The organism is Leptonema illini DSM 21528 (genome assembly GCF_000243335.1).
Lineage (GTDB): Bacteria > Spirochaetota > Leptospiria > Leptospirales > Leptonemataceae > Leptonema > Leptonema illini.
In genome coordinates this window covers 1,333,590-1,346,719 of record NZ_JH597773.1, presented here as the reverse complement: position 1 = coordinate 1,346,719, position 13,130 = coordinate 1,333,590, and the positions used below count along the sequence as shown (strand labels likewise).

Below are 13,130 nucleotides of genomic sequence, written 5' to 3'. Positions count from 1 at the left end.
CAAGAAAGGCAATCCGCAATGAATGGACTGCTCCAAAACATTTGTGAATCAGGAAACTTCATGAACCGACCTGTTGCCGCTATCGACATAGGGACAAACTCCTTCCACATGATCATCGCCAGGGCCGACGCATCCGGCCATATAGAGATCCTCGATCGCGAGAAGGTGTCGGTGCGCCTCGGATCGGGTGGCGACGACTTCGATCAGATACTGCCCGAGGCGCAGGATCGAGCCGTCGCCGCCCTGAAGGGTTTTGTGCAGATCGCCCGCCAGCAGAACGCCCTGATTCATGCCGTCGGCACGTCCGCCGTGCGCGAAGCTCGCAATCAGGACGATTTCCTGAAGCGGGTCCGGCGCGAATGCGGAGTACGCATCCACGTTATCCCCGGGCAGGAAGAGGCCCGACTCATCTATCTGGGCATCCTTCAGGCCCTGCCCGTTTTCGAGAAGAAGATTCTGACCATCGACATCGGCGGAGGCTCGACCGAATACCTCATCGGCAAACGCGGCACGCCTGAGTTTATCCAGTCGCTCAAGCTGGGCGCCATCCGCATGACGGAGCGTTTTTTTCCTGGAGGCAACGTCGAGGCAAAGGCCATCGAGCCGTGCCGCACCTTCATCCGCTATCGGCTGGAAAGCATGCTTGAACTGCTCGGCGATCGCGGCGAATCTTTCTCTTATGAAATGGCCGTCGGCAGCTCGGGTACGATCAAGACCGTACTCGACCTCGTGCAGCGACATCTGCCCGAGCCGAACCGCACCGCCGATACGTTCACCTCGCGTGATCTCGATCGCATCGTCGAGATGCTGCTCGCAGCGAAGACGCCGGAGGAGCGCATCAAAAAGACCGGACTCGACGAGAAGCGGGCCGACATCATCACCGGCGGCGTACTTGTTTTACAGGAGTCCTTTCGCATTCTGCACATCGATAAGATGGTCTATTCGCCCTATGCCCTTCGCGAAGGCGTGCTCTACGAGATCCTCTTTCGCAAGAAGAAGCGCGAGAATCTGAACGAGATACGACGCAAATCCGTTCAGTTTCTCGCCCGTAAGTTTCTCGGTCGGGGCCCCGGCGAAGACACCGCACGCATCTGCGTTCTTCTTTTGCATGCGTTAAACGAGGTGCATCTGGCGCATCTCGTCGACCAGGACCTGCTCGAATACGGAGCCCTGCTTCATAACGTCGGCATGGCCATCGGACACGCCGGACATCACAAGCACGGGATGTATATCATTCAGAACACCGACATCCTGCTCGGTTTCTCTACGCGCGAGATCGCCATGCTGGCCGCCCTCGCCCGGTATCATCGTAAGAGCTTCCCCTCAAAGAATCATCCCGAGTTTCAGGTTCTTGCCGAAGAGGATCGAGCGCGCGTGAGGCTTTTCTCGGGCATTCTAAGAGTGGCCATCGGCCTTTCGCGGGCAAAGCAGGGCGTTATCAGAGAGATCGTGGCCGAGCGAACCGACGTGCGCTCGCTGCGTTTGATCGTGCATCTGACGAAGAATCCCTTTCGCGGCACGCCCGATCTGAGCTATGCGCTCACCTCGGCAGAGATCAGAAAAGAGCTTCTCGAAGAGGCGCTGAAGCTGAAGATCCAGGTGGAAATAGAGGATTAGCTTTCGAAAATAACGACGGCGACACTCAGATCGTCGGAGTGCGTCAGACTGAGATGGTGATGCTTCACGCCGAGATTTTCGGCGATATCACCGGCCCGTCCGTTCAGACGCAGCTTCTTTTTGCCGTAAACCCTGCCCGCCACCTCGATATCTCTGTAAAGCAGACCGATGCGCTCGCGTATATTCAGGGCCTTAACCGCCGCTTCTTTCACCGCGAATCTTGCAGCAAGATACGGAACTGGATCCTGATGGCTCAGGCAGTACTCGATCTCTTCTTCGGTGAAGATGCGTTCGAGAAAATGCCGACCGTGCCGCTTGAAGATGCGGGCTATGCGCTTGTTCTCGACGATGTCCGTTCCCAGGCCCAGTATCATCGGATCAGATGCTCCTCCATGCCTTTCTGCACCTGAGTCGGCGCTCGCACTTTCTGCACGCTGAATTGCAGATTCACGACCGACGGCGTTACTTCCAGTATTTCGATATCCTTCTGCGCAAGAGCATCTTTGATATGCACTGGAATGCCTGGAATGCGTAGCGAGGGCAATATATTTCGCGTATTCGGATCAAGAAAAACGGGACAGAACGTATGTGCCGTCAGGCGGCCTTCGGCGACACTTGCCTCAGCACGATAGAGAACCTTCACGGTCGGCGATTCGTCAAGCTTGAGGCCCGGAATGGCGTTGTCGCAATTCACGGGAAGTTCACGTAGAAATATGCCCTCTGTGGATTCGTTCGCCGTACTATCAAGCAGCTTAACGCGCACGTCGATCTCATAGGGCTGATCATCGGCCAGCCTGACAAACTCGGGTAACGTACTGACAAGAACTCGCGTAGCGTAATCCGGAGTTCCCGGCGTGATACGCAGCGGATTGAGACTCACGCGATCCATCACGTCAAGCACGCTTGCCGGTCCGCTTACGCGAATCGTTTGCGGATGCATGGTAACGGCGCCGATACGCACGTCAGAGCCCGAGTTTAACTGAAAGTCACCGACAAGAGGAAGAGTTCGCTCGGCAAGGCGGTCAAGCGTAACGGTCATGCCTTCGTCGAAGCGCGCCTCGATGCCTTCAGGCGGTCGCGGCAGCATATCCAGTCTGTAGCGGTTCTCGCCCGGACCGGGACCCGGATTAATCAGGATGATCTTAAAGTTAGCCGGATTAAAGTCCATGACCTCCTGAGGGCCGAAGAACTCCACTTTAACGAAAGACGGAATACGCGAATTCAAAACAAGATGCTCGGGCACGGCCGGTATATCGACCTTCACATGAACGACACGGGTAACGTTTCTTGTATACTGAACGTAATAGAAAAAGATAATGGCGACGATAAGCGAACCGAGCTTCGCCTTCCAGTTCTCAAGCAACGCCTCTTTGACCAGTACGAGCCTGTCCAGAAACAGTTCCATTATTCTTCTCCCTCTTCAGGAGGCTTCGGACGCCCCGAGCGATCGGCGATGCATTCCTGGATCGTCGATCTGAGATCCTTCGTTTTCACGGGCGATATCATGCGACCGTTATACATGACGGAAATCTTTCCCGTCTCTTCAGAGGTGACGATAATGACGGCGTCGCTTTCCTCAGAGAATCCCATGCCCGCTCTGTGTCGGGCGCCCATCGTCTTTTTCAGATCGCGCGCTCCGGAAAGCGGCAGATAGCAGGAAGCAGCGAGGATTCTATTCGATTCGATGATGACGGCGCCGTCATGCAGCGGGCTATCCTTGAAGAAGATCGTTTCAAGCAGCTCATGCGTGATGTTCGCATCAAGCCGCACGGCCGAATCGATGATCTGCTGAGGCTTGATCTCTTTCAAGATGCACATCAGCGAGCCGACACGATCGTGCGCCATGTTCTGCGCGGCGATGACGATCTCGTCGATATAATAGGCCTTCGGCGGGTTCACCCACTGAAAGAGCTGCATCTTGCCGATATCGCTGATCAGGCGACGCAGCTCGGGCTGCAAAAGAACGATAATACCGAAAACGAGGTATGTGGAAACGTTTGTAATGATCCACGAAAGCGTTTCAAGATTGAATTTGCGCGACAGAATATCGACGGCGATGATCAGGGCAAAGCCGATTAAAAGCTGGATGGCCCGTGTGCGAGAAAGCAGGATGTAGATGCGATAGAAAACGTAAGCAACAAGCAGTATGTCGACCACCTTGGTGAAAGGTGCGACGGCGGGAAAGATGCTCTCCATTTTCCATACATCTGACAGCATTACCGAAGTACATCCATCATGTTATAAGAACCGGGCGGCTTGCCTGAGAGGAACTTCGCGGCGCGAAGAGCTCCCCGGGCGAAGATGATGCGCGATGTGGCGCGATGCGTCAACTCGATACGCTCACCGTCGGCGAAAAAATACACCGTATGCTCGCCGACGACGTCGCCTCCGCGAAGCGCATGCACGCCGATCTCACCGGTCTGACGCTCCCCGACGATGCCTTCGCGGCCGTAAACGATCTGCGACTCATCCGTTGCATGAGCATCGCGCACGATATCTTTCAGACGCACGGCCGTGCCCGACGGAGCATCCTTCTTGAAATGATGATGGATCTCAGATATCTCAACGTCGAAGCCGTCGCGCATCATCTTTGCCGCCTGTTCGACAAGGGCAAAAAGGGCGTTCACGCCGACGGCCATATTCGGCGAAAGCAATACGGGAATCGAAGCGCCGGCCTTGAGAATAGTGGTCTTCTGCTCGTCTGAAAGGCCGGTCGTTCCGATGACAAGGCCTTTTTTTGCCTTGATACAGAGGTCGAGCAGGCGCATCGTATTCGCCGGCGCGCTGAAATCGATCACCACATCGGATGCTGCGACGGCAGCGACTGCATCGGCGGTCAGCGCCAGGCCTATGGCATCGACGCCGGCAAGGACTCCGGCATCGGTACCGAGCAGAGCATGCCCTTCGTATTCAAGGGCTGCCCCTAACTCAACGCCTTCTTCTTTGAGCAAAGAAACAATGGCGCGGCCCATCCGGCCTGCCGAGCCCGATACGCAAACGCGACTCATGCATCGGCTCCGATCTGATCGAGAAGGGCCTTGAACTTCGCCGCCTTATCGGCAGGCATCTCTACAAGCGGAAGACGCATCGCCGGCGTGCAATGACCGAGCATGGCCGCTCCGGTCTTTACGGGAACGGGGTTCGTTTCCCAGAAGAGGGCGTTCATGAACTCAAGCATCTCATAAAAGATGACATTGCCGCCCGTAAAGTCGCCGGACAGGTATTTGCCGACCATGCGCGACAGCTTCTTCGGATACAGGTTCGATGCCACCGAGATCACGCCCTTTCCGCCGACGCCGATGACGGCCGGCGTCAGGTTATCGTCACCCGACAGGAGAGCCAGGCGGCCTTTAGTGAGGCCGATGATGCGGGCCATCTGATTCAGATCGCCGGAGGCCTCTTTGACCGATACGATGTTCGGAATCTCGGCCAGGCGAACAAAGGTTTCGGGCTCGACGTTTACGGCGGTGCGGCCACGAATATTATAGAGAACAACGGGCTTTGAGCTGCGTTCGGCCACAGCCTTAAAATGCCTGTACAGGCCTTCCTGCGACGGCTTGTTATAATAGGGATTGACAAGCATAACGGCATCGACGCCGGCCTTGCAGGCCTGCTCGGTGAGCTCGATGGCCTCCGTCGTCGAGTTCGAGCCCGTGCCGGCGATGACCTGCACGCGTCCGTTTACAAGCTTCACCGTTTGTGCGATCAGCTCGGCATGCTCTTCGTGGCTGAGTGTCGGCGATTCGCCCGTCGTTCCACAGGGCACGACGCCGCTGACGCCGCCGGCAATCTGACGCTCAATCAGCTTAGCGAAGGCCTCGTAGTCGATCTTCGATCCGTCTGCCGTAAAGGGGGTGATCAGTGCAGTATAGAGGCCTTCGAGTTTCATAGATCCCTCAATGCGAAATCGGGCGGCCTTTACAAGTGTTTTTGTATCAGAGCCTTCTCTTCGACAGGAAAATCAACAGGTGGCAACCGGCGGCCGCCGCTGGTCGCAGGAGAGCATCAGCCAGATGGGCCGCAGTCAACGACTGGCATCAAATACAGCCCCTTACTTCAAGTCTGTATTCAGACCTTCAATCTTCGGAAGCGACGGCATCTCAAGCTTCTGTGGAATCTTCTCCTGATACGGCTTCGCCCACCCTTCAGGCAGAGAACGAAAGAGAAAGAAGAACAGCCAGTAAAAAAGTGTGAGCACGACAAGCACACGCAGAATCCACGATGCGCTGCGATCCGATGCGAAGAAAAAGACCATCACAAGAAAAACGGGCCAGACCAGCATCAGCGTTCTGCCCACCTCCAGCCACAGAGCGGCCAGCATCGCGAAGAGCGAGACTCCGAACTGATAATGAAAGCCGTTCCATCCCTGGAGAATGGGCTCGCGAAACCAGACGACATAAAAGATATATAGAAGCAACGCTCCGATCTTCCACGCGGCGCCCAGTCGGCGACGGAACAGAACTAAAAGAAGAGCGATGCCCCAGAAAAGCGCAAGTGGGAATTGTAAGATATCGGGTATCAATGGCTCAGCTCCGATGACACCGCCGCTTCAAGGGCGCGCCGCATGCTTGTGGAATCGGCGATCTCTTTACCGGCAAGACCGTAGGCGGTGCCGTGATCGGGGCTTGTGCGCAGAAAGGGCAGTCCTATCGTCACGTTGATGCCCTGCTCGCCTTCAAGCGCCTTAAAGGGGATCAGCCCCTGATCGTGGTAGCAGGAGAGGATCAGACGGAACTGCTTGCGCACCGATTCCATAAAAAGAGTATCGGCTGGCAGGGGGCCCTTTATCGACACCCCGGCCTCGCGAACCTTCGCGATAAAGGGCATTAAGATCTCCTGCTCTTCGTTCCCGATCAAGCCGCCCTCTCCGCAATGCGGATTCAATCCGCAAAGAGCGATCTCTTTTCCCGAGAAAACGGCACGACGGGCAAGGTCCACAAGCAGGGCGGGAAGATCAGATCTCCCGAGAACGGCGCGCAGATGGGACGGCACATCGGCAAGGGCGACATGCTCGGTCAGCGGAATGACGCTGAACCCCCGACCATGCATCAGCATCAGCACGTTTCGGTTAAAGCGCCGTGCCAGATAGCCCGTATGCCCCGAAAAGTCGGATTGGCCGCTTCTGATAACAAACTCTTTAGAGAGAGGTGCGGTGACCAGCGCAACACTCGAGATGTCATCGGGCATTGCATCGATGACGGAGCAGGCAAGGTCAAGTGCGCGAAACGACAGATCGCCCGAATGTGTGCTGGCCTGGCCGGGCAGACAGGGCTTTTCGTGGGGACGCAAAACCGGGTAGAGATAAACCGAGCCATCCGCAGTTTCGCTCAGGCCACGAGCCGTCTCTACAAGATCGTCCGAGCCGCCCGAGATCAGGCACAACCGGGACTTCAATGCCTGTTTGAGCCGCTGAAACTCTTCGTCAGCGGCATCGGCATGACCGGCATTGTAAAGATAGAGGAAGGAGGTGGTCGCATCAAGCCCTGCAATCGCCTTACGGACGACCTCCGGGGCGATGCCGGCCGGATCGCCGCCCGAAATCAGGACGAGCTCAGGAGGCCTTTTCTTTGCCGAAGAGTCGGTCAACGGAGAGGTTGTCACGGTTATACTCGGCATTGATATAATCCCGGGCCGAATGCTTGAGATCGTTCGAGATCATGCAGCGGCCTTCGAGGATCACACCGTTCTGGATAATAAGTTCAGGGGTGGAGATATCGCCGAGGATGCGGGCGGTCGGCAGAAGCATGACCCTGTTGCGGGCGGTGATATTGCCGATAATGATGCCTTCAACGATGACCGAGGTGGCCGTGATATTCGTTTTCACGCGGCCTGTGGCGCCGATATAGAGCTGATCGGCCTGCAGGGACTTCCCTTCGAACTTCCCGTCGATCTTCAAAGATCCGTTGATGAAGAAACGTCCGCTGAAGTAGGAGTTTTCTCCGATCGTTGAGTTCGTTACATCCGATGCAGTTTTTACGATTGCCATTGATCCGGTCCAGAGCGGGATTTGGCCCATCTTTCCACAGCCATAACGATCTGCAATCCATTTCCCGCTTGCCCGCCAGAGTCATAATCAATTTGTTTCCAGTAAGGGCTCCGCCCCTATTCCGCACTTTTGAGAGGATTCCATGCCAGACTATCGCTCCTGGACGACAACACGAGGCCGAAATATGGCCGGCGCCCGCGCCCTCTGGCGCGCTACGGGCATGAAGGATGCCGATTTTAACAAGCCCATCATCGCCATCGCCAACTCCTTCACGCAGTTTGTTCCAGGGCACGTGCATCTTAAAGATATGGGGCAGCTCGTCGCCCGCGAGATCGAAAAGGCAGGCGGCGTGGCTAAAGAATTCAACACCATCGCCATCGATGACGGCATCGCCATGGGCCACGGCGGCATGCTTTACTCCCTGCCCTCGCGTGAGCTGATCGCCGATTCGGTCGAATACATGGTAAACGCCCATACGGCCGACGCGCTGATCTGCATCTCAAACTGCGACAAAATCACGCCGGGCATGCTTCTCGCCACGATGCGCCTGAACATTCCGACCATCTTCGTATCGGGCGGACCGATGGAATCGGGTAAGGCTCTGATTGGCGGCGAAGAGCGACATCTTGATCTCATCGATGCTATGATCGCCGCTGCCGATCCCAATGAATCGGACGCCGACGTGCAGAAGATGGAGCGGTCGGCCTGCCCCACATGCGGATCCTGCTCGGGCATGTTCACGGCGAACTCGATGAACTGTCTGACCGAGGCGCTCGGGCTTTCGCTTCCTGGAAACGGCTCCACGCTGGCCACACATGCCGATCGCAAAGAGCTCTTTCTTGAAGCGGGGCGCCGCATCGTCGAACTGACGCGTCGCTACTACGAAAAGAACGATGCATCGGTGCTGCCGAAATCCATTGCCGGCTTTGCCGCCTTTGAAAACGCCATGAGCCTTGATATTGCCATGGGCGGCTCGACGAATACCATCCTGCATCTGCTTGCCGCCGCTCAAGAAGCGGGCGTCGATTTTACGATGAAGGATATCGATCGTCTTTCGCGCCGCGTACCCCATCTGTGCAAGGTCGCCCCGTCGATTCAAACGTATCACATGGAAGACGTTCACCGCGCTGGCGGCGTTATGGGAATTCTCGGCGAGCTTGATCGCGCGAAGCTGTTAACTACATCCGTGCCGACCGTTCACAGCGCCACGCTTGCCGACGCCCTTAAAGAATACGATGTGCGCAGCCCCTCGGTCAGCGAGGCGGCAAAGAAACGCTTCACGGCCGCTCCGGGTAACGTGCCCACACAGGAGCCCTTCTCGCAGGAGAAACGCTGGCAGCTTGATCTGGATCGAAGCACAGGATGCATTCGCGATCTCGAACATGCCTATTCGAAAGACGGCGGACTCGCCGTGCTTTATGGCAACCTCGCTATCGACGGATGTGTCGTAAAAACGGCCGGCGTGGACGAATCCATTCTGGAATTCTCGGGGCCTGCGCGTATCTTTGAATCGCAGGAGGCCGCCGTCGAAGGCATTCTCAATGATAGAGTGAAGGCCGGCGACGTCGTTATCATCCGATATGAAGGACCGAAAGGCGGGCCGGGCATGCAGGAGATGCTGTACCCGACGTCGTATATCAAATCGAAAGGGTTAGGCAAGGCCTGTGCTCTCATCACGGACGGACGCTTTTCAGGCGGCACATCGGGGCTTTCCATCGGTCACGTCTCGCCCGAGGCGGCCGAAGGCGGCAACATCGCGCTCATCGAAGAGAATGACGTCATCGAAATCGACATCCCGAATCGCAGCATTCGCGTCGCCATCACGGACGAAGAGCTGGCAAAAAGACGTGCGGCGATGCAGGCGAAGGGATCGACGGCCTTCAAGCCGGTTAAGCGCGAGCGTCACGTATCGCCTGCTCTGCGCGCTTACGCCGCTATGGCCACTTCGGCGGCAAAAGGCGGGGTGCGCGACGTCAGTCAGATTGAGAGGTAAGGATTCGGTTCGGCTGCGTCGCTTCTCCGTGAAAGATGCGCGATCTAAAGCCCGATTGCAGCCCGCCCTTACTCTTCAAGCAATGAATACCTCCTGCCGCGGCGCAGGAGGTATTTGCGTGTCTCTTCAAAGGCAAGAAGCAGCACCGGCCCGCTAAGGGCTGCGAGGAAAACAGGCCATCCGACGGGGGCGAAATAGTAAAGACGATTCAAAGGCGAATAGATTACGATAAGCGCGAAGAGAATCTCGAAGGCAATACCGACCGTTATCAGCGGATTGGAAACCAGATTCATAACAAACCAGTGCCGCCCCAAAAAGGCCGATGTGATTGCCCGCAATCTCATCTCAAGTCTGAGCCCGGTACGAAAACGGCCATGCCTCAGACTCTTTAAAGCTCTTGCACGCCTTTCCTCTGAGAGAAAATCTCGGCTGAAAAGCGATTCGTTTGATCGCTTGCACAGCACGTTAGCAATCTGCGTGAAGACGGTGCCGAGAAAGAAGGCGCTCAGACTCATAAGATATGGCTGAGAGGCGTCCCTCATTTCAAGGTTAGCCGGAGAGGCCGGCATGGCCTTCAGCAGGGAAAGCAGATTCGAAGAATCACGCGCATAACCCTCGATCCATCCGAAGAAAAGATACGTGATATAACAGCCGATCGTTAAGATGCTTCCTCTTATGAAATAGCTTTTCAGAACCATCGGCAGACTGAGCATCTTTTCGGATCGACTGCGCGGAGGTTGCTTCATTACATTCTTTTCAGGCGGTTCGATGCCGAGGCCCATAGCAGGCACAAGATCCGTGCCCACGTCGATGGCCAGCACGCCCATTACGGTCATAGCCAGAGGAGTTCCTGGAAAAAGCATCCAGAGAATGTAAGGAATCATCTCCTGTGGATTGGAGTTCAGCACGTAGGCGATAAAGCGGCGAATATTTCGGAAAATCGCCCGACCCTCTTCGATTGCATGCACGATCGTGCTGAAGTTGTCGTCGGCAAGCACCATATGCGCCGCCTCTCGCGCTACATCGCTGCCCCGACCGCCCATAGCGATACCGATATGCGCCTTCTTCAAGGCGGGGGCGTCGTTCACACCGTCTCCGGTGACGGCGACGATTTCGCCAAGATCGCGCAGGCAGGAGACGATGCGCAACTTCTGCTCGGGACTAACCCTCGCAAAAACGCGATCCGACTGCCGTAAGAGATCGCGCAGACGCTCCTCTTCAAGTTCGCCGATCTCTGTCCCCGAATAAACGGGTTGATCGTCGGGCAACCTCATGCCGGCCTGGAGGCCGATGCTTCGCGCCGTGCCTGCATAATCACCGGTGATCATCACGATACGAATGCCCGCCTCATGACAGGCACGAATCGCATCGGGTACCTCACGACGCAGCGGATCCTGCATGGCCGTCAGTCCGAGGAATACAAGACCGGATTCGGCGCTCTCTTCGGTGTATTCGGCTCCCGGCCCATCCACTCTACATGCAAGAGCCAGAACACGCAGACCGCGCTGCGCCCAGCGATCGTTTATTGAACGGATCTGCTCGACATGCGTCGTCTCAAGTGGAACGACACCGCTGGCGGACTGTATGTGCGCGCAGCGGGCAAGCAGCTCAAGAGGAGCTCCTTTTGCATAAACGGTAGGGCCCTGCTCCGTTTGCACGACGACGCTCATGCGCTTGCGAACGGACTCAAATGGAAAAAGATGAATTCGATCGTTTTGCGCTTCGATTCCAGCCTTCATGCTGAGGCAGAGCAGCGCTCCTTCGGTCGGATCACCCGACAGATGCCATTCTTGCCGATCGTCACCCGAGGCGTTCCGGACAAGGCGGGCGTTATTACACAGTCGGGCGCACCGACTCAGTTCTTTGAATGCCAGATTTTCGTGCAGCCGGGCGACGGGAATCTCGCCACCATCCTGTAAGAAGCGACCGATCGGAGCATACCCGCTTCCTTCGACCTCAAAGATCTCGCCGGCGGCATAAACCTCCACCACCGACATCACGTTCTCGGTTAACGTCCCTGTTTTATCGGTGCATATCACGGTCGTGCATCCGAGCGTTTCTACGGAGGAAAGGTTTTTCACGATGGCATTGCGCTTTGCCATACGCTGCACTCCAAGGGCGAGCGCCAGCGTCACCGTCGGCAATAGACCCTCCGGAACGTTTGCGACAAACAGACCGATACAGAAGATAAAGGCCTGAATAAACGTAAGGCCGGCCATCTGCCAGCCGAGCAGAAGAAAGACCGCGCCGAATAGAGCTGCAAGCAAAGTGATCGTCGCCACCGTTTCGCGCAGCTGCTTCTGTAAAGGAGTATCTTCGCCGCGAATGGACTGCGTCATACCGGCGATACGACCGATCTCGGTATTCATGCCTGTTCCGATAACGATCGCCCGGCCCCGACCTTTAATCAACGAAGAGCCGGCGAACAGTACGTTTGGCATCTCTATCCATAGAAACGGCTTATCGATAAGGACGGGGCGATCGGATTTGTATCGTTTTACAGATGCGGATTCTCCCGTAAGCGAGGAGTTATTCACCTCGATTCCCGAGGCTTCTATCAACCTGGCATCGGCGGGAACGGCATCCCCTTCTTCAAGCAGAACAATGTCGCCCGGAACGATCAACTCAGCATCAACCTCTCGCTCTTCGCCGTCTCTTAGAACGAGCGCCTTACGCGTTAACAGACGCTGCAGGGTTTCTACGGCGCGATCGGCTCTCGTCTCCTGCAAGAAGGAAAAGATACCGTTGATCACGATGACGACAAGAATGGCCCATCCGAGCTGGGGCATATCGACGCCGGGAATAAAACAGAGGATGCCGGCCGCCCACAGAAGCAGCGCAAAGAAGCTGAAAAAATTGCGGATAAGGCGCATCCACAGCGGCGTGCGAGCGGGCGGCCTGAGAACGTTGCGGCCATAGCGCTGAAGGCGACGCCGGGCCTCTCCTTCGCTCAGCCCGCGTAGCCGGTCTGTTACCAGTTCGGCGGCCAGATCGGCATCGGTCATATTGAAATATGTCGGGCCTCTTGCCTCCGCCTCGGCGCTGATTAACCGTTGCAGAATCGCATCTGCACTGCGCATGCGACTCAGCTCGGGAACAAGAGCAGGAATCAGAGCGGCCAGCCTTTCAAGCAGAAGAAGCATGCGCTCCGGATCTTCTTCGGGAACAAGCAAAAGCGCCATGAATCTGCAATCGCCCGCATCGTCCTGCCCTGCGCGCGGACTGAGTCGCCCGATCATCAGTCGCGGAGACCGAATCCCCGGAATGGCAGCATGCGGAAAATAGGCTCGGTCGCCCGTTCCTCCGGGGCGATCCAGCGATGCGAGAAGCGTCTGCACGATGTTAGTTGATAACGCTTGTCGAAGGGACGATCTCTGATCATCGGAATCGAGCCGCTTCCCGGCCTGCCTTTGGATCAGTCTTTCGGTCAGTCGCTCGATGGCCGTAAGTGGAGCAAGCGGCAGATCCAGGACAATGGACTCGGCAGAAAGCAGCTCCCGGATCATAGCGTCAGAACGGCCGGAGGATTATCAG

At 56.5% G+C, this 13,130-nt stretch carries 11 protein-coding genes; 2 read left to right on the top strand and 9 right to left on the bottom strand.

The genetic code is table 11. From position 1 onward, the window contains the following. Positions 1–60 precede the first annotated feature (60 nt). The gene (locus LEPIL_RS06130) at positions 61–1,617 is read left to right on the top strand and encodes a Ppx/GppA phosphatase family protein (RefSeq protein WP_002770972.1); all 1,557 of its coding nucleotides are present in this window, start codon (positions 61–63) and stop codon (positions 1,615–1,617) included. Here LEPIL_RS06130 and acpS read toward each other — a convergent pair. The 8 genes from acpS to LEPIL_RS06090 form a co-directional block, all read right to left on the bottom strand. Further along, a complete protein-coding gene (gene acpS, locus LEPIL_RS06125) occupies positions 1,614–1,991 on the bottom strand; it encodes a holo-ACP synthase (RefSeq protein ID WP_002770971.1) in 378 nt (125 codons plus the stop codon). The two genes, LEPIL_RS06130 and acpS, sit on opposite strands and share 4 nt — an antisense overlap. Beyond that, positions 1,988–3,022 (bottom strand): CdaR family protein, encoded by a 1,035-nt coding sequence (locus LEPIL_RS06120; RefSeq protein WP_002770970.1) that lies wholly within the window; start codon positions 3,020–3,022, stop codon positions 1,988–1,990. Before LEPIL_RS06120 ends, acpS begins: the two co-directional genes overlap by 4 nt. Beyond that, a complete protein-coding gene (gene cdaA / locus LEPIL_RS06115; RefSeq protein ID WP_002770969.1) occupies positions 3,022–3,834 on the bottom strand; it encodes a diadenylate cyclase CdaA in 813 nt (270 codons plus the stop codon). Before cdaA ends, LEPIL_RS06120 begins: the two co-directional genes overlap by 1 nt. Then, entirely contained in the window at positions 3,834–4,625 is a 792-nt protein-coding gene (gene dapB / locus LEPIL_RS06110) for a 4-hydroxy-tetrahydrodipicolinate reductase (protein ID WP_002770968.1), read from the bottom strand. Before dapB ends, cdaA begins: the two co-directional genes overlap by 1 nt. Further along, positions 4,622–5,506 (bottom strand): 4-hydroxy-tetrahydrodipicolinate synthase, encoded by an 885-nt coding sequence (dapA, locus tag LEPIL_RS06105; protein WP_002770967.1) that lies wholly within the window; start codon positions 5,504–5,506, stop codon positions 4,622–4,624. The genes dapB and dapA overlap by 4 nt, the downstream gene beginning before the upstream one ends. Before the next feature lie 162 nt (positions 5,507–5,668). After that, positions 5,669–6,139, bottom strand: a complete 471-nt coding sequence (locus LEPIL_RS06100; RefSeq protein ID WP_002770966.1) for a hypothetical protein — start codon at positions 6,137–6,139, stop codon at positions 5,669–5,671. Then, complete coding sequence (locus LEPIL_RS06095; protein ID WP_002770965.1) at positions 6,136–7,218, bottom strand: PdxA family dehydrogenase; 1,083 nt, start codon at positions 7,216–7,218, stop codon at positions 6,136–6,138. The genes LEPIL_RS06100 and LEPIL_RS06095 overlap by 4 nt, the downstream gene beginning before the upstream one ends. Continuing rightward, on the bottom strand, positions 7,169–7,603 hold the full coding sequence (locus LEPIL_RS06090; protein ID WP_002770963.1) for a bactofilin family protein: 435 nt from the start codon (positions 7,601–7,603) through the stop codon (positions 7,169–7,171). The genes LEPIL_RS06095 and LEPIL_RS06090 overlap by 50 nt, the downstream gene beginning before the upstream one ends. Before the next feature lie 142 nt (positions 7,604–7,745). Here LEPIL_RS06090 and ilvD point away from each other — a divergent pair, with 142 nt between their 5' ends. Next, on the top strand, positions 7,746–9,596 hold the full coding sequence (ilvD, locus tag LEPIL_RS06085; protein ID WP_002770962.1) for a dihydroxy-acid dehydratase: 1,851 nt from the start codon (positions 7,746–7,748) through the stop codon (positions 9,594–9,596). Positions 9,597–9,664: 68 nt separating this feature from the next. Here the strand turns inward: ilvD and LEPIL_RS06080 are convergent, their stop codons facing one another. Beyond that, the gene (locus LEPIL_RS06080; protein ID WP_002770960.1) at positions 9,665–13,102 is read right to left on the bottom strand and encodes a cation-translocating P-type ATPase; all 3,438 of its coding nucleotides are present in this window, start codon (positions 13,100–13,102) and stop codon (positions 9,665–9,667) included. Positions 13,103–13,130: the final 28 nt, after the last annotated feature.